Origin of the sequence: Flavobacterium sp. DG1-102-2, assembly GCF_033042555.1 — a bacterium.
Taxonomy (GTDB): Bacteria; Bacteroidota; Bacteroidia; order Flavobacteriales; family Flavobacteriaceae; genus Flavobacterium.
This window is the reverse complement of the sequence record NZ_JAWLIK010000003.1, coordinates 226,508-243,200: the sequence shown is the minus strand read 5'-3', so window position 1 is coordinate 243,200 and position 16,693 is coordinate 226,508. Positions and strand designations below refer to the sequence as shown.

Sequence of the window (16,693 nt, the reverse complement as noted above, 5' to 3'; positions counted from 1 at the left end):
TTTTTATTTTTTACATTCTGCCAGCTTTTTCTCTGCCCTGTCTTTTCCCCAGTTAGGATGGAAAACTGTTTCGGGTTTAAAGTTAGCAAAAAGACCTATTGAACGTTCTACTTCCTTACACATCGGCGCTGTGTCCTGCCCAAAATATGCCGCACCGCCTATTTCAAATTCGGCTTTAGCGTATACCACCCTCGGGTTATTTGGCGCCAGCGAATAGGCCTTTGCATACAATTCGTTTGCTTTGCCTGAATATTTCATACCATTTGCCATAGGGTCATACACAATCCACGCGGTGTAGATAAGACATTGCGAGACCAATAGTTCTGGATTATCGGGAGATAGTGCCGTTGCCATGTCTTGTGCAGCCTGTGCTTTGAAAAGCAGGGCATTTATCTGCTCTTTGTCTTTAGTTTTAAAAGCTTCAAGCGTATTGATAAAAGCTACATAATATTGAGGAAGCCAGTTTGTTTTTTCTACAGCGGCGATCCTTTCAAACATTGCCGATGCTTCTACAGGTTTATCTTCTTTCCACAAGCCGAAAGCCTTCTGCATTCCGGACTCATATTGAGATTGTGCAGTAAGAGTACTGCCAATCATCATAACGAATAATGTAATAAGTCGTATCATAGTAATAAATTTAGGTTGCTACATTTTGATGATACAAATATGTACAGAATCTGCCATGTTTAAAAAAAGGGTTTACCCAATTGTAGAATTAAGGGGATGAATTGCAAAATCGGCACATCAATACAATTTTGCAATCTTACATTTAAATAAAGTACACTTAAGAAACACCTTATTTTTAAGGCATCAGAAAACGTTTTCACAAATAAATCACATTTTTTTTGCTTTTAAAACTTCTATTTTACCACAACGTATCATTATTGTTATTATATTTGATAAATCATTGCCAAGTAATTGATTTTTAAATCCGTTAAAATGAAGACAACTTTACTAAAAGTAATGCTTTTTACAGCCTTTTCCATCTCGCTGTCCGGTTGCACCGGAAGTGATGATGGCACCAGTGGCAGCGGAAGAAATAATGGCAGCGGCACTTCTTCATCGTCCCTTGCAGGAGTTTATAAACTTATTTCCATGTCATCTGACATAGAAGTCGATATGAATAATGACGGCATTACATCTACAGATCTTTTTATGGAAATTGATGCCACATTTTTTGACAGCTCATCTGAACTCGAAATAAAGCCGGTTATTTATAACAACAACGTAGAAGAGATCATGAGCTTTTATCTTCCTCACTCTAATGTAGTTGTTAGTACGCCCGGCAAACCGGGATCTGTAAGTTTTACTAAAAGCGGCCTTGGGTATGTCTTTGATTTTAATAAAACCACTCAAGTTATTACGCTGGAAAACAACGATAAAAACCAGGATCCTGCTGTTTACGGGGAAATGAAAGATATTAGGCTGTTAAGCCCGGGAAAACTTCAGGCAACATTCAGCAAATATTTTTATGATTTTGCAGCCGCAAAATGGCAGATGCTTACACTTACCTGTGTGTACATAAAAATTAAATAATTGCTAAAATAAAGCTCACAATTTACTAATCCTGCAAAAGTAACCCTACAACTTAGGGTAAACTGTTTTAGCGCTGTTTGTTAAAAAAATGCTAGAACAAATGGATCAGAAAGAATTGCAATTACCCGATACGGTTTCGTTGCCGCACCCTAACAGGCTGCTCATTATAGAGCCGCTTGACTATCCTAATCCTTATAATTTTCATCAGGCCCATCGTCACGATTACTTTGAAATTATACTGGTAAAAAGCGGCCATGGCTTCCAGATCATAGATTTTAATCAGCACGACATGCATGCCGGGCAGCTGTATACTATTTATCCGGGGCAGATACATCTTATGGAACGCAAATCGGCAGAAGGGATGATCATACAATTCAGAAAGAACATATTTGATCTTATTCATCCCATAAAGCACTCGCACCTCTATTTTACCAATCCTGCTTTTAAAGCCGATAAAGAAACTTTTCTACATCTTTACAGTCTTACTGAGAGTATATGGGTGCTGCTGCAGCAAGAAGAATTGTCCTCACTCTCTATCCATAAAGCATATAGCTACCTGCAAATATTGCTTATTACTTTAATAGAGCAGCACAGCGATACCGTTACATTACAGGGCCATCAGGTTGTAGTTCAGTTTATATCGCTCCTGGCACAATACATAAAATCTAAAAAGAAAGTAGCCGACTACTGCGAACTCATAAACTGCAGCCCAGATAAGCTCAACCTGGCCTGCAAAAACAGCCTTGGTAAAACTGCGCTTAAACTCATTCATGAAGAGCTTATACTTGAAATACGGCGAATGATGCTCCTAAACCAGCTGTCGCTCAAAGAAATTGCTTATGAACTGAATTTTGACAGCCCGGCAAACTTTAGCGGTTTCATTAAGTCCTGCACAGGCCTTACGCCCACAGCGCTTCAATCTTCTATATTGAATAAGATATACGCTTAATAATTCCCCCTTTTTCATTCTGAATCAAAAACGCAGCATAATTTGCTGCGTTTTGTACTTATTGTCACAAACACCATTAAATCTATAAGTGTTTACGGCTTTTACATAACTTATCTGGCATTTTATAGTCATAATTTTGAAATATAATTAATCTATTAAATAAAATGCTATGAAAAAGATTTTTACATTAACACTTTTTGCACTGCCATTTATCGCAATGGCACAATTGCAAAACACGAGTTTTGAACAATGGCAAACCGCCCCTGCAGCCATTGAAGAATGGATGCAGAACAAGCCTACAGGCTGGACCTTAAGAAATGATTTTTTTGAAAGTGAGGAAGCTACATTTTACTACCCGGCCGATACCGCGGCCCAGGATGGCGACTATGCCCTAAAACTGGGAATATGGTACAACTACGTTAAAGATGAAGCCAAGCAGAAGGTACCTATAGACTACAGACCATCTACATTGACAGGTTTTTACAAGTATACTGAAAATGACCTGCTCGCTCAAAATAACGAGATCGTTAAGGATACTGCCAGGGTTAGCGTTTTCCTTACCAAATGGAATGCGGCACTTAGCCAGAATGATACCATAGGCTCAGGAAAAATTCATTTAAACGAAAGTTTAGACTACAGCAGTTTTACCTGTAACATAAACTATACAAGCCTGGACACACCTGATAGTATCATTGTTTTATTAGATTGTTCAAAACTTAAAAGAGACGGTGATACCGGCGGGCTTATCTGCCCTAATAATAATGGTTCTTATTTTACGGTAGATAATCTTAAACTGGAGGCCCTCACCATGGGCAGTGATGATTTTATTGCACACAATAATGTAAAACTTTACCCTAACCCCGCTGTTAATTCGGTGGCTGTTACAAATTTTTCGGGAGAGGCAGCGATTTATGACATGACCGGAAAACTTGTACTCTCTAAAAGGATTACCGAAGGCAGCGTTATAGACCTGCAACAGCTTTATAAAGGCGTATATGCTGTAAAGCTTGCGCAGGGAAACAGTGTGACGTATTCCCGACTAATCAAGGATTAATTAATTTTTTCATGAAAGGTTGCCGTTTTACCTAAAATGGTGATTTGTTTTAATTTAGGTTTAGGTAACTAACAGGGGCTATAGCCCCTGTTTTTTGTTGCCTGTTAAAAAGATTAGCCCGATATTTAACCTTCAAAATTTTATACATGAAATATATCTCGCTGTCTTTTCTTGCCATTACTTTTTTAAGCTGTTCTAAAACCGAAAAAACAGAGCTGCCTTTTGATACGTTTGAATATTCATTTTCGGCACAGGCACTTGACTATTCTATAAAATTCAATAACAGTGATACGGTTTATTTTATTAAACGCCGCCCTGAACCTGCCGCCAACAGTTATGCCATTTTAGACGATATGCAAAAAGATAGCCTGAAGTCACTTGTGCAAAAGCTGGACTTCGCTAAATACAAAGCTGCTTATAACGACAATGCCATAATGGATGCCAGCACCTTTACCCTTACTAAAACCAAAGGCAGTACAGAGAATTCGGTTCATGTATATGGTACCAAAGCGCCCGAAGAACTTTACATCTACGCTGCAAAATTGAACCAGTATAGCAAACACCTTGACTTTAAGCCCTACTTAGGAACGATTAAATAACGCTTTATAACCTGACGGCTTTTTGACTTTTTACAATTAGAGATTATCCAGCTGGTTCTTAGCTTTATCATCGCTTATCGTCCAGAAGAAGCCTACGAAGAAAAAACGTGATGCCTGCTGTGTAATCGCCTGTCTTGCATATTGTCCGTCAGCGCCGGGATTATTAGCATAAGTATAACCAAACACATTGCTGCTTCCCGTTACATTAGATACTGAAATGTACACTATCTTCTGCGGGCTCATTAGCCACGCCCAGCTCATGCTAAGGTTATTATAGCATTTGGTCTGCCTGTTCATGAAGGCCGTTTCGTTAGGGTTATCATACGGCCTGCCGCTGTTAAATGAATGCGTAATACCTACCTGAGAACGAAGGCTGTTTATCCAATACTTTGTTACAATAGAAAAATTGTGGCGTGCTATGTAGCTGGGTGTAACACTGTGTTCGTAGTTCCTGTAATCCCTCTTGCTGTCTATGTATGAGTACGACACCCAATATTCCAGATTCTTAATTGTGTTGTTATCCCTCCACAAAAGATCTATCCCCTGTGCATATCCCCTGCCCGAATTACTATACTGCGAATCGTAAGCTGCCGTAATACCATTGTATTTTACAAGATTATCGTATTTTTTATAGTAAGCTTCTGCCCTTAGCATTTTTCCATCTATGTTGTACAGGTAATTAAATATGTAGTGTGCTGTTTTCTCGTGTTCAAAGTTCTTGTAGTATTTTAAATAATCCTGTTTCGGTGTCTGGTAAAAATCGCCATAGGCCAGAGAGAACTGGCTTTTACCGCTTACTTTATATGCCAGCGCAGCACGCGGTTCTACCGTACCCTGTTGTAATACGCTTGCATACGAGCTCCTTAATCCCGCCTTAAAAGCCAGCTGTCTGGAAAGGAAAATATCCGTTTCTGCATACACCGCCCCTATTGAGTTATTGTAGCCGCTATTAAACTGAAAACCTGCCGGCTCCTTATATTTTTCAGTAAAATCGGTAATAAAATAATCGACTCCAAAGGTTAGCTTTACCCTTTCGCTAAAGCTTTTACGCAGTTTTAATTTTAAGTGAGAGCTGTGTTCGCCGTTGGTTACAATATTTTGGTTAAGGCCAATATTGTTATGGCTGTAGCCGTAAGCGATACCGCTTTGTATTGTCCATTGCGTGCCAAACATCCCTCTGTAAGAAGTATTGAAATAAAAATTATCGTTCTTCATGTCCACACGTACTGGCTTAGATTCGTTAACATCCTCCTGGTTAAGGTCAAAGTTAGCGTGGTCAAAAGCGGCATATACCTTAAGCATCCCGTTATTATTTAATTTATAGCGATACACCGTTTCTCCCGATAGCGACTGATACGGCTTGTTCCAGCTTACCTTTTGCGGTACAAGCCACTGATACGGCTGCAGGTTGATGTAGCTAAGGTTAAAGCTCAGTGAGCTTTTTTCCCATTTTTGGGTATTGCCAAGGCCAAGGCCTACCGTCATGAGTGAAATATCGGTTTGTTCCTGTGCCGGTTCTTCTATGGTATTGAGCAATAGTACACTTGAAAGTGCCTCGCCATATTCTGCCGAGTAACCGCCTGTAGAAAATGTCATCCCGCTAAAAAGAAACGGAGAAAAGCGGCCGCGTGCGGGCAGGTTATTAGCCGAAGCGCCATACGGCTGCGCTACACGTAATCCGTCTACAAAAGTCTGCGTTTCATCAGATTCTCCGCCACGCACAAACAGCCTGCCGCTCTCTCCTACTGTCTGCGTACCCGGAAGCGTTTGCAGTGCGGCAACGATATCGCCTGCAGAACCTGCCGTAGTAACAATATCCAGCGGTTTAAGAGCCGTTACCTTACTGTTATCGCCCGCCTGGAAAGTGCCTGCCGAAATTACAACAGCATCCAGCGTATTTACGCTTTCTTTCATAACAAGCGCTTGCAATTTATAATCTTCAATTACGATATCCTGACGTATGTCTTCGTGAAACAGCAGGGTGATTACGAGTATCTGATTCCCTTTTTCTAAAGTTTCGAACGAAAAGAAACCCTGTGCATCGGTACTCGCGCCATCATAAGTACCGTCAAGGTAAACATTGGCTCCAGCGAGGTATTTACCCTTAGAATTGGTAAGTGTTCCCTCAATCTTTGTTTGTGCCTGCAAGATGGCAGTCATAATAAGCAGTAAAAAAGTAATTATTGGTTTCATGGTGGTTGGTTTGGTTCATCAAAATTGCGGTGGAAAATCCCAGCCATCATAAAAAAGAATCCTGAATTGTAGAATTTTGAGGATGAGTTGCAGATTGCAATATTTATTTTACTTTAGCACCACCAATTTAACCAACACCGTTACTCCCTGATGAAGAAAGCTATCGCCCTGCTATCATTGCTATTTCCTTTGATATCAATAGCGCAAAACAGATTTGAACCCGGATATTTTATAGAAAACGGTAAAAAAACAGAATGCTTTATTAAAAATCTGGCCTGGAAAAACAATCCCTCAAACATAGAATACAAACTTTCTGAAAACGAAGAGAGTAGAACTAAAACAATAAGGCAAATCAGCGAATTTAGCATTAATAACATATATAAATACATGCGCTTTACAGTAAACGTAGACCGCTCTAAAATTGTACTGGAAGACCTGGACACCGAAAAAGAACCAAAATGGAATGAAGAAACCCTATTGCTAAATGTTCTTGTGGAGGGCAAAGCCAATTTATACCAATATGAGGAAGGCAACTTTGTAAAATACTTTTATAGCACAGGCAATCACAGCAAAGCAGAACAGCTTGTATTTAAAGAGTACAAAATAGGAACCCAGGTAGGCAAGAACAATTTCTTCCGCCAGCAGTTGTACAATCTAATGAAAGGCGAAAGGAATGATATGGATAAGTTTAAGAAAGTCCAGTATAAAAAAGACCCGATCGTAAAACTCTTTAATGAGTATAACGGAAATTCGGGGCAAAAGGTAACCGACCTTACCAAAAAACAAAGCAGTGGCAGCGTTAATTTAAAGATTACTCCCGGAATAAGTTTTTCATCATTAGATGTTAGCAATGGTGTTTCTAAAAATTATTTTGATTTTGAAAGTAAAACCGGCATAAGAATAGGTGCAGAAGTTGAATATGTAATGCCATTTAACAATAACAAGTGGTCTATTTTTGCCGATCCTAATTATCAAACCTTTAGCGGAAGCGGAAGAAAAGGCAACCAGCAGGTAAAAGCCGACTATAACTATATTGAACTCCCTTTTGGCGCAAGGCATTACATGTACCTCAACCAAAATGCAAAATTTTTTATAGATGCTGCCTATGTATTAGCTATACCATTAGGCGACCCTTACATACAATTTGGCGGCTCAAAGCTGGATATCGAAAAAAATTCGGGTTTAGCCTTAGGCGGCGGTTTCAGCTATAAGCAATACAGTGTGGAATTGAGGCATAACTTTTCGCACGAACTATTGAACTATGCTTACTGGTCAGGAAGTTACAATTCTACATGCATTATCCTGGGTTATAAGCTGCTGTAGCCCACTTTTAAACGATTTCCTTATCATATTCGTAATTTGATGCGTACTTTTGCAGTATTAAATACATTTACTGCAATGGTTAATCTTGCCCGTAAGCAAAAATATACCTTTGACAAGTATGCCAAACTTACCGTTGTTTCGCTTGTTATAGGTTTTCTTGCCGCATTTCTTGCGGTTTCTTTAAAACATATTACAGAACACTATGAAGAAGCTCTTTTTCGTGAGTCACAGCACCACAGCCTGTACCTTATCGTATTTCCTTTCTTTGGTTTATCTCTAATTTATATATTAAGGCAGTACCTGTTTAAGAAGAAAGAAAACAAAGGCATTAAAGAAGTTTTTGAGAGCACCGCAACAGGAAAGAACCTGCCATCGTACAAGATACCGTCACACTTTATCAATGGCTTGCTTACCGTTAGCTTTGGCGGAAGTACGGGTGTTGAAGTTTCAACAGTAGTATCTACAGCGGCCATTGGGTCATTGGCACAGGAAAAAGAGAAGATATTCAGAAAATATAAAACAGAGCTTATCTGTGCAGGCATCACTGCCGGTATTACGGCACTATTCTGCAGCCCGCTTGCCGGATTATTATTTGCCTATGAGGTAGTGTCTAAAAAGGCAAACAAAGTATTTTTAGTGACCAACCTGCTTGCTGCAGCCATAGCATTTGCTTTTATCCTTATCATTAAAGAGAAGCCATTATTTGCCATGAACATTACCCAATGGAACTGGTTTGCAACACCATACTTTGTCCTTTTGGGTATACTATGCGGACTGAATTCTATATACCTTACCAGGTGCGTAATGTTCTTTAAAGGCCAATTTTCAAAAATATCGGGGCATTATTATAAGATACTAATTGCGGCAGCTATAATAAGCACTATGTTGTTTATCTTTCCGCAGCTGTATGGCGATGGCTACCATGCCATGAAAGAAAGTTTGCTTACGGCAAATACCCTGATACTAACATTGCCACACGTAGCACTATTTACCGCTTTGCTGCTGCTGAAGCCTGTGATAACATCTATAACGCTATCAGCAGGTGGCGATGGTGGAGTATTTGCACCCAGCCTTTTTATAGGTGCTTTTATAGGGCTGTTCTTTGCCTCGTTTCTTAATACCTATTTTGATGCCGGTGTGATACCCATCAACTTTATGGTTATCGGGATGGCGGCCATGCTTAGTGCCAGCATACACGCACCATTTACAGCCTTGTTCCTGGTATGTGCGCTCGTTAACGACTATACCTTGTTTGCACCGATACTGGTGGGAACCCTTGTAGCAAAATACTCGGCGAAAGCCATCTACCCTTACACCGTTTACTCTTTAGCACCTGCAAAACACTAAAATGCCGATACAAAAAATAAAACGCGGCTACCGCAAGACCCGTTATGTAATTTACCGCGAAACGCTGGTAGATTATAAGGAACACTTTTGGGCATTTTTGGGTTCGTTCGTAGGCATGGGTATCATCGCCTGGCTGCAATATGAAGCATTTCCCCAACAGGATTATGTATTTCTGATAGGTTCATTTGGGGCCTCCTGCGTATTGGTCTATGGCGTAATCCAGAGTCCGCTTGCGCAGCCCCGCAACCTGATTGGCGGGCATGTCATATCGGCAATTATAGGGGTAACCATGCAAAAGCTGCTGCCTGATATGATATGGCTTTCGGCACCGCTTGCCGTATCACTGTCTATCGTCATGATGCAGATCACCAAAACCCTGCACCCACCGGGAGGCGCAACAGCGCTTATTGCCGTTACCGGAAGCCCGCAGATAAAAGCCCTTGGCTATGAATATGTACTTAATCCTGTTTTGAGCGGAGCCATGATACTGCTTGTCACTGCGCTTATTTTTAACAACATAACAAAGAACCGCCAATATCCTTCGCCACATGCGGTTCATAAATTCAGGAAGTTTAAAGGGCATTTAAAAAAGTCAATTAAATTGTAAAGAAGTTTAGTTTTAGACTGGTTGCCCTTATCTTTGATATACCAACCTAAATCTTTAACTATGAAAATGCCAGACTACTACCTTCCGGTAATGCCGTACCTTATCCTGGATAAAGCACCCGAATTTCTTGAGTATGCCAAAAAAGTATTTGGCGCATCAGAGATAATGATTGTTCCCGGAGAAGATCCGCGTTCTATAATGCACGGTGAAATAAAAATAGGGAAAGCCGTTATTATGTTTGCACAAAGCACGGCAGAATGGAAAGAGAAATCGGCTGGGATGTTTATTTTTGTACAAAATGCAGACCGCACCTACAACGCCGGAATTGAACAGGGCGGCACATCACTGCAAAAACCTGAGAGAAAAGAATACGGCTACTCTGCAGGTTTTGAAGACCCTTTTGGCAACCAATGGTGGATTACAGAAGCCGAATAATTATAGAACCAATGCTTACAATAAACAAGATACACCACGCTGCCATAATCTGTTCTGATTATGATGCCTCTAAATATTTTTATACCCACGTGATGGGTTTTACGGTACTTGCCGAAAACTACAGGAAAGAGCGCGACTCCTACAAGCTTGACCTCGCTGTTAATGGCGACTATGCCATAGAGCTGTTCTCCTTTCCCGACCCACCAAAAAGGGTTTCGCACCCAGAGGCTGCGGGGCTACGCCACCTTGCTTTTGAAGTGGATGATATTGAGGCTTCCATTGCCTGGCTTGATAATAATGATGTGCCGCACGAACCGATACGCGTTGATGAATTCACCAGTAAGCGTTTTACCTTTTTTACTGACCCCGACGGACTTCCGCTGGAGTTTTATGAGAGGTAGATTGTTAGTCAGATGTCCGAGGTCCGAAGTAAGTGTACCCAGACCCCAACATCAGACAACAGACTTTTGGCTTCCGACACCAGACTTCCGACACCGGACAAAAAAGCCTTATCCAAAATTTTCAAAATTCCAAAATCCAAAATAGGAATTTATAGATTACCTTTGAGGTCTACAAAATATTTGAATCATGGTTTATAAATTCAGAGTTATACTTGATGCCGAAGAGGATATTTTCAGGGACATCGCTATTATGAATACCGATACGCTTGAAGATCTTCACAATGCTATTGTTAACGCCTTTGGCTTTGACGGGATGGAAATCGCCTCTTTTTATATGAGCGATGAGGAATGGACACAGGGAGAAGAAATTCCGTTGTTTGACACAGGAGATGTAGCAGGAGAGCAAAAAACAATGGCAGACTACATACTTGCAGATAATCTTGACGAAATGGACAACAAGATCATCTACGTTTATGATTTCCTAAACATGTGGACTTTCTTTGTGGAGCTTGCTGCCATTGAAGAACCTGAAAGCGGCGTAGCCTATCCTGAACTGCTTTTTGCACATGGTGAAATGCCGGCTAACGCCCCGGAACACGCTTTTGGTGCAGATGGTGCCGAAGATGACCTTTACGGCGAATTTGATGACGATTATGATGAAGAAGACCTGGATATGTTTGACGACGACCAGAGCTTTGGCGAGATGGACGACCATAACTGGAATTAAAAAAGCTGCTGAGTCGCTTAGGAACTTAGGTTCTTAGGTTTATCACTCTTATAAATAATCAGGACTTTAAATGGGCACATTCAGGGATTTGTTGATTTGGCAGAAAGCAATGGCTTTAGTGACCAAAGTTTATACTATCACAAAAACATTTCCTAAAGAAGAATTATTTGGCTTAACTTCACAGATAAGAAGGAGCAGTATATCGATACCCAGTAATATTGCTGAAGACTATGGCAGAGGTTCTAACACAGAACTTTTGCGATTTAGTAACATTGCTGTTGCTTCACTTTTTGAGTTACAGACACAAATAGAAATAGCTTACAATATAGAATACCTCAGCGGGCAGGAGTTTAAAGTTTTATATGACGACACCCGTGAACTGGAAATAATGATAATTTCATTTTCCAACAAAATCAAAGAACGCAAATAAAAGACGCTTTTTTTAGTTATAAGGTTCAATACCTAAGTGACTAAGTACCTAAGCAGCTAAGTACCATAAATAGATGATCAACTTATTCAATACCCATATCGAGAGCCTTTCTGTACACAGGGTAGGCAATAAAAGCCGTAACGAGGCAATTTTCTTATCAGAACAGACATACACGCCGTCTGACGAGATCGTTCCGCTTTTAAAAGAATATTTTTTTAAGCCTTTCAGGGACAAGGAAGAAAACTATTTTCAGTTTGCACACGATGTACATTTAGATTACCACGACATGTACAACTATGCTACAGAGATATTTACAAATCCTGAAAGCGTACATGAGGTTTCTAAAAAGATAACAAAACACTTATTTGAGCAGTCTAACCACCCGCACATTAAAAACGGTGAGGTGTATGTTGCTTATTTAACGCACCTTTCTATTGACAACAACCCGGTTGACGCAATTGGTATATTTAAAAGCGAGATAAAGACAGATTTCCTTCAGCTTGAAGAGAATGGCGCTAACATGGAAGTGCTTCTTCAGCAGGGTATCAACCTAAATAAGCTTGATAAAGGATGTATCATCTTTAATTACAAAAAAGAAGAAGGCTACAAAATACTTACCATAGACAGCAACCGTTATGATGCGCGTTACTGGCTGGAGCATTTCCTTTCGGTAGATGCATTTCAGGATGAGAACTTTATTACTAAAAAGTACATGAAGTTTGTTCAGGATTTTGCTAAAGACGTTGTACTGCCGGCAGAAGACAAAAAAGAAGAGGTAATGTTTATGAACAGGGCCGTTAATCACTTTGCCAAGAATGACGACTTTGAAGAAACTAAGTTCCTAAACGAAGTTATTGATAACCCGGACCTTATTCCTGAATTTAAAAACTATAAGTTAGAAAAGGCACCTAAATACAGCATAGATGATGTTACGTCTTTTCCTATTGCTAATGCTGCTGTAAGCGATGCAAGAAAAAAGATAAAGAACGTTATTAACCTGGATACTAACATACAGATAAAAATGGATTTCATTAACCCTGAAAGTGCCGAGAAATTTGTAGAAAAAGGCTGGGATGAAGAAAAACAAATGTATTACTACCTTGTTTACTTTAATAAAGAGCAGAAAGCGTAGTTTTTCATAAAAGATAAGAAGAGGCCTTTGGCCTCTTTTTTGTTGTTAAAACATTCGTAAAAATGGTATGCTAACATACTTTTATCTTTTTGTTAGGTTATTATTTCCTAATTTTCCACAACAATTCTGTTAACCGTTATGGCGCTAAAACTACGACTGCTGTTACTGCTGGCATTTTTTGCCACAGCATCGTCGTGGGCACAGGTTACGCCCGCTCAAAAGAAGGATACGGTTAAAAAAGAAGACATGTACAAAAGGCTGGAGAACTACTCTAAGCGTAAAAAATTTACCAAATTTGTACATAAGCTCATATTCAGGCCGGTTACCAAGCAAAAACCTGCAGAATCACGCCAAAAGGTAAAGGCTAAAACTCCCGAGATGCTTAACGATTTTGGCCGTTACGAAGGCAAGATCGTGCGCAGGATAAAAGTAGAAACCATGGACCCGTTTGGGTACTCCATAAACGACACTACAAAACAGCCTAATACCTGGGTAGAAAAATTTGGTAACGGTGTGCACTTAAAAACAAAGCAGCTTACCATACGCAACCTCCTCCTTATAAAACGAGACAAACCGCTGGATTCACTGCTCGTAAAAGAATCGGAACGTTTAATACGTAGCCAGCGTTATGTGCGCCGTGTAGTTATTAAACCTGTACCTGCGGGTAACAGCAAAGACTCGGTAGATATTGAGGTGAGGGTACTTGACTCATGGAGCCTTATCCCTAACGGTTCGTTCTCGGGCTCAAGGACTACTTTTGAGATTACAGAACGAAACTTTCTCGGTTTAGGCCATGAATTTCGCAATGATTTTGACAAGCGCTTTAACACCGGCGAAACATCTAACCTCTCGCGGTATACCATACCCAATATCATGAACACGTACATTAACGCCACCGTAAACTACGAGATATGGAAAAGCGATAATTACATAAAGAGCATTGGGCTTGAACGTAGATTCTTTTCGGCGTATACCAAATGGGCAGGTGGTGCCTATGCCGAATCACGTGTTGTGATAGACTCACTGCCGGATGTCAATAAAATATGGTCCATGCAGACCTTTAAGTCTGACGCGCATGACCTTTGGGCAGGTTATGCCTTTAAGATCTATGATGGTGAAAGCGAAGAAGAACGTACTACCCGCCTTGTCACCACAGGACGATATTTTTCGCAGCATTACAAAGAGCGCCCATCGGTGCTGTATGACTCTGTAGGTTATTATTCTAACGAAAAGCTGTATATGGCAAGTGTGGGTTTAACATCGCGAAAATTCGTTCAGGATAAATTTCTTTTTAACTATGACATCGTAGAGGATATCCCCATAGGTAAGGTGTACTCATTAACAGCCGGTATGCAGGCCAAGAACAGCGAGCGGCGAATGTACCTTGGTGGCCGCTATGCCTTTGGTAACTATTATAACTGGGGATATTTAAGCCTAAATACCGAGCTGGGCACTTTTTATTATAAAGACAAAACCCAGCAGACGACCCTGCGGCTTGACCTGCTTTACTTTACTAATATAAAAGACTGGGGTAACTGGCGTTTCAGGCATTTTATTAAGCCCGAACTTGTTTTTGGCGATAACAGAATGGGCATCATTAAAGACCAGCTTAACCTTAACGGCGACAAAGGCATACAGGGCTTTGACACCCGCACCCTGCTGGGCACAAAGAAATTTGTGCTTACTCTGCAAACACAGTCCTACTCCCCGTGGAATGTATTTGGATTCCGTTTAAATCCGTTTGCTAACTTCAGTATGGGAGTTATTGGCGATGAGCAAACCAAACTCTACGAGAGTAAGCTGTATACCAAAATTGGTGTAGGGCTGCTCATCTATAATGACTACCTCATCTTTAACAGCTTTCAGCTATCGTTTGCTTTTTATCCAAGCATCCCTGATCAGGGCAGCAACATCTTCAAGACAAATTCATTTAAGAACAACGATATAGAGCTGCCTGATTTTCAGGTTGCAAAGCCTGTCGTGGTACCATACGAATAAGCCTGTTAATTATTATTTGCCTTTTTTACGTTTTGCGGGTAACAAAACAACTAAGCGCTCGTCTTATAGTAAACAACCCGTAAATCAATTATTTTGGAAACGATATTAACCATAAGCAATCTTGACAAAAAGTTTGGCAGGATACACGCCGTAAAAAATGTTTCTTTTGAAATACACAAAGGCAATGTATACGGCATTCTTGGTCCTAACGGCAGCGGAAAATCTACCACGCTGGGCATAATACTAAACGTAGTAAATAAAACATCGGGCAGTTACAGCTGGTTTGGCGGTAAGATGGAAACTCATGATGCCCTGAAAAAAGTAGGTGCTATCATAGAGCGCCCTAATTTTTACCCATACATGACGGCTGCCACAAACCTTGAACTTGTATGCAAGATAAAAGGTGCGCCGCTTTCTAAAATACAGGAAAAGCTGGAACTCGTAGGCTTATGGGAAAGAAAAGACAGTAAATTCAGGACGTTCTCCCTGGGTATGAAACAGCGCCTTGCCATAGCCTCTGCCCTGCTTAATGACCCTGAAATACTTATACTTGATGAGCCTACCAACGGCCTTGACCCACAGGGTATCCACCAGATAAGGGACATTATCAAAAAAATTGCCGCAACGGGCACAACCATACTGCTTGCCTCTCACCTCCTTGACGAGGTAGAAAAAGTATGCAGCCATGTGGTTGTACTGCGCAAAGGCGAAATACTGTATACCGGAAGCGTTAACGGAATGATATCTAATGAAGGATTCTTTGAGCTTGAAGCCGATGATAAGGAACAGCTTCAAAAACTGCTGTCACAGCACCCTGCAGTGAGCAAGACCGAAGAAACAGAAGGCAGGATACTGGCTTACCTTGCTTCTCCCCTACAGCCGGCAGAGCTTAACCGCTACCTGTTTACAAACGGTGTGGTACTTAGCCGCCTGATACAGAGAAAACACAGCCTTGAGGAACAATTCCTTCAGTTAACATCTAACAAACCTTCAAACTAACGCATCATGAAACGACTTTTAAATATAGAGCTGCAAAAACTTTGGCTAAACAGGGCAAGTAAAGGGCTTATAATCACTTATTTTGTACTGCTATCCTTTATAGCTTTACTGGCATCGGTTAACTTCAGCTTTCTGGGGATGGATTTCCGCCTGGCAGATATGGGTATCTTTAACTTTCCGTTCATCTGGCATTTTAATACGTATGTTGCTACTTGGCTTAAGCTGTTTCTTGCCATAATAATAGTGTCTATGATGGCAAACGAATATACCTATGGCACGCTAAAACAAAACCTTATTGACGGATTGAGCAAAAAAGAATTCATTTTCTCTAAAACGCTTACCGTAGTACTGTTTGCTGTGGCATCGACCGTTTTTGTTTTCGTCATGTCTTTGATACTTGGCTACAGTTTTTCATCATACACAGAGGCATCTATAGTATTTACTGACCTGCAGTACATAGGCGGCTATTTTCTGAACATGATGCTGTTCTTCTCGTTCTGTCTTTTTGCAGGAATGCTTGTAAAACGTTCGGCTTTTGCCATAGGTTTTATATTCCTATGGTATGTGGCAGAAAGCATATTGCACGGAGTACTGCGTTTTGCAATAATAAAAGACGGTGCAATTTCTCAGCAGATCATGAACTTTATGCCAATAGAGTCTATGCAGAACCTGGTAAAAGAGCCTGTAACAAGGTTTCAGGCATATAAGGCTATAGAGAGCCAGGTATCAGGAAATCAAACCATTAAATTTTACGGTATACACTGGTATGAGGCACTAATATCAATATTCTGGATTGCTTTCTTTTTATACATGTCATACCGAATTTTAAAGAAACGCGACCTGTAATATTTTTTATACAACTACAACGTAAAAGGAAAGATTTTTAACAAAAAGTCTTTCCTTTTCTTATTTATCTTAATATTATGTTAACACAAATGAATATATTTACGTTGAAAAAGAAAA

General features: G+C 40.3%; 17 protein-coding genes. 15 read left to right on the top strand and 2 right to left on the bottom strand.

Annotated features, from left to right (window positions below):
• Positions 1–3: 3 nt before the first annotated feature.
• Complete coding sequence (locus tag R1T16_RS06430; protein WP_317500274.1) at positions 4–627, bottom strand: hypothetical protein; 624 nt, start codon at positions 625–627, stop codon at positions 4–6.
• Positions 628–939: 312 nt separating this feature from the next.
• Between R1T16_RS06430 and R1T16_RS06425 the strand changes: the two genes are divergently transcribed.
• The 4 genes from R1T16_RS06425 to R1T16_RS06410 all read left to right on the top strand — a co-directional run bounded on the left by R1T16_RS06425 (position 940) and on the right by R1T16_RS06410 (position 4,138).
• On the top strand, positions 940–1,536 hold the full coding sequence (locus R1T16_RS06425) for a hypothetical protein (RefSeq protein WP_317500273.1): 597 nt from the start codon (positions 940–942) through the stop codon (positions 1,534–1,536).
• A gap of 100 nt (positions 1,537–1,636) precedes the next feature.
• Positions 1,637–2,485 carry a helix-turn-helix transcriptional regulator gene (locus R1T16_RS06420; RefSeq protein ID WP_317500272.1) on the top strand — a complete coding sequence of 283 codons (849 nt, stop codon included), beginning with the start codon at positions 1,637–1,639 and terminating at the stop codon, positions 2,483–2,485.
• A 169-nt stretch (positions 2,486–2,654) separates the two neighbouring features.
• Positions 2,655–3,539 carry a T9SS type A sorting domain-containing protein gene (locus tag R1T16_RS06415; RefSeq protein WP_317500271.1) on the top strand — a complete coding sequence of 295 codons (885 nt, stop codon included), beginning with the start codon at positions 2,655–2,657 and terminating at the stop codon, positions 3,537–3,539.
• Between the two features lie 146 nt (positions 3,540–3,685).
• Positions 3,686–4,138, top strand: coding sequence for a hypothetical protein (locus tag R1T16_RS06410; RefSeq protein WP_317500270.1), 453 nt, complete (start codon positions 3,686–3,688; stop codon positions 4,136–4,138).
• Positions 4,139–4,174: 36 nt separating this feature from the next.
• On the opposite strand, the gene R1T16_RS06405 is transcribed toward R1T16_RS06410, so the two are convergent.
• Complete coding sequence (locus R1T16_RS06405) at positions 4,175–6,331, bottom strand: carboxypeptidase-like regulatory domain-containing protein (protein WP_317500269.1); 2,157 nt, start codon at positions 6,329–6,331, stop codon at positions 4,175–4,177.
• 150 nt (positions 6,332–6,481) lie between these two features.
• Between R1T16_RS06405 and R1T16_RS06400 the strand changes: the two genes are divergently transcribed.
• The 11 genes from R1T16_RS06400 (at position 6,482) to R1T16_RS06350 (ending at position 16,576) form a co-directional block, all read left to right on the top strand.
• Positions 6,482–7,654: a tRNA modification GTPase gene (locus R1T16_RS06400; RefSeq protein WP_317500268.1), complete on the top strand. Its 1,173-nt coding sequence runs from the start codon at positions 6,482–6,484 to the stop codon at positions 7,652–7,654.
• A gap of 39 nt (positions 7,655–7,693) precedes the next feature.
• Positions 7,694–9,001 (top strand): chloride channel protein, encoded by a 1,308-nt coding sequence (locus R1T16_RS06395; protein WP_317500267.1) that lies wholly within the window; start codon positions 7,694–7,696, stop codon positions 8,999–9,001.
• Position 9,002: 1 nt separating this feature from the next.
• Complete coding sequence (locus tag R1T16_RS06390) at positions 9,003–9,608, top strand: HPP family protein (protein WP_317500266.1); 606 nt, start codon at positions 9,003–9,005, stop codon at positions 9,606–9,608.
• A gap of 60 nt (positions 9,609–9,668) precedes the next feature.
• Positions 9,669–10,043: a VOC family protein gene (locus R1T16_RS06385; RefSeq protein WP_317500265.1), complete on the top strand. Its 375-nt coding sequence runs from the start codon at positions 9,669–9,671 to the stop codon at positions 10,041–10,043.
• An 11-nt stretch (positions 10,044–10,054) separates the two neighbouring features.
• Positions 10,055–10,444, top strand: a complete 390-nt coding sequence (locus tag R1T16_RS06380) for a VOC family protein (RefSeq protein ID WP_317500264.1) — start codon at positions 10,055–10,057, stop codon at positions 10,442–10,444.
• A gap of 187 nt (positions 10,445–10,631) precedes the next feature.
• The gene (locus R1T16_RS06375) at positions 10,632–11,171 is read left to right on the top strand and encodes an IS1096 element passenger TnpR family protein (protein WP_317500263.1); all 540 of its coding nucleotides are present in this window, start codon (positions 10,632–10,634) and stop codon (positions 11,169–11,171) included.
• A gap of 70 nt (positions 11,172–11,241) precedes the next feature.
• Positions 11,242–11,601 carry a four helix bundle protein gene (locus tag R1T16_RS06370; RefSeq protein WP_317500262.1) on the top strand — a complete coding sequence of 120 codons (360 nt, stop codon included), beginning with the start codon at positions 11,242–11,244 and terminating at the stop codon, positions 11,599–11,601.
• Positions 11,602–11,674: 73 nt separating this feature from the next.
• The gene (locus R1T16_RS06365) at positions 11,675–12,733 is read left to right on the top strand and encodes a nucleoid-associated protein (protein ID WP_317500261.1); all 1,059 of its coding nucleotides are present in this window, start codon (positions 11,675–11,677) and stop codon (positions 12,731–12,733) included.
• Positions 12,734–12,871: 138 nt separating this feature from the next.
• Positions 12,872–14,731, top strand: coding sequence for a hypothetical protein (locus tag R1T16_RS06360; RefSeq protein WP_317500260.1), 1,860 nt, complete (start codon positions 12,872–12,874; stop codon positions 14,729–14,731).
• Between the two features lie 93 nt (positions 14,732–14,824).
• Complete coding sequence (locus R1T16_RS06355; protein ID WP_317500259.1) at positions 14,825–15,730, top strand: ABC transporter ATP-binding protein; 906 nt, start codon at positions 14,825–14,827, stop codon at positions 15,728–15,730.
• Positions 15,731–15,736: 6 nt separating this feature from the next.
• On the top strand, positions 15,737–16,576 hold the full coding sequence (locus R1T16_RS06350; protein WP_317500258.1) for an ABC transporter permease: 840 nt from the start codon (positions 15,737–15,739) through the stop codon (positions 16,574–16,576).
• The last annotated feature ends 117 nt before the right edge of the window (positions 16,577–16,693 follow it).

Bases quoted from the DNA above. Each gene is read 5' to 3' on its own strand.
- R1T16_RS06430 (WP_317500274.1), bottom strand. From the start codon at position 627: ATGATACGACTTATTACATTATTCGTTATGATGATTGGCAGTACTCTT.
- R1T16_RS06425 (WP_317500273.1), top strand. From the start codon at position 940: ATGAAGACAACTTTACTAAAAGTAATGCTTTTTACAGCCTTTTCCATC.
- R1T16_RS06420 (WP_317500272.1), top strand. From the start codon at position 1,637: ATGGATCAGAAAGAATTGCAATTACCCGATACGGTTTCGTTGCCGCAC.
- R1T16_RS06415 (WP_317500271.1), top strand. From the start codon at position 2,655: ATGAAAAAGATTTTTACATTAACACTTTTTGCACTGCCATTTATCGCA.
- R1T16_RS06410 (WP_317500270.1), top strand. From the start codon at position 3,686: ATGAAATATATCTCGCTGTCTTTTCTTGCCATTACTTTTTTAAGCTGT.
- R1T16_RS06405 (WP_317500269.1), bottom strand. From the start codon at position 6,331: ATGAAACCAATAATTACTTTTTTACTGCTTATTATGACTGCCATCTTG.
- R1T16_RS06400 (WP_317500268.1), top strand. From the start codon at position 6,482: ATGAAGAAAGCTATCGCCCTGCTATCATTGCTATTTCCTTTGATATCA.
- R1T16_RS06395 (WP_317500267.1), top strand. From the start codon at position 7,694: ATGCGTACTTTTGCAGTATTAAATACATTTACTGCAATGGTTAATCTT.
- R1T16_RS06390 (WP_317500266.1), top strand. From the start codon at position 9,003: ATGCCGATACAAAAAATAAAACGCGGCTACCGCAAGACCCGTTATGTA.
- R1T16_RS06385 (WP_317500265.1), top strand. From the start codon at position 9,669: ATGAAAATGCCAGACTACTACCTTCCGGTAATGCCGTACCTTATCCTG.
- R1T16_RS06380 (WP_317500264.1), top strand. From the start codon at position 10,055: ATGCTTACAATAAACAAGATACACCACGCTGCCATAATCTGTTCTGAT.
- R1T16_RS06375 (WP_317500263.1), top strand. From the start codon at position 10,632: ATGGTTTATAAATTCAGAGTTATACTTGATGCCGAAGAGGATATTTTC.
- R1T16_RS06370 (WP_317500262.1), top strand. From the start codon at position 11,242: ATGGGCACATTCAGGGATTTGTTGATTTGGCAGAAAGCAATGGCTTTA.
- R1T16_RS06365 (WP_317500261.1), top strand. From the start codon at position 11,675: ATGATCAACTTATTCAATACCCATATCGAGAGCCTTTCTGTACACAGG.
- R1T16_RS06360 (WP_317500260.1), top strand. From the start codon at position 12,872: ATGGCGCTAAAACTACGACTGCTGTTACTGCTGGCATTTTTTGCCACA.
- R1T16_RS06350 (WP_317500258.1), top strand. From the start codon at position 15,737: ATGAAACGACTTTTAAATATAGAGCTGCAAAAACTTTGGCTAAACAGG.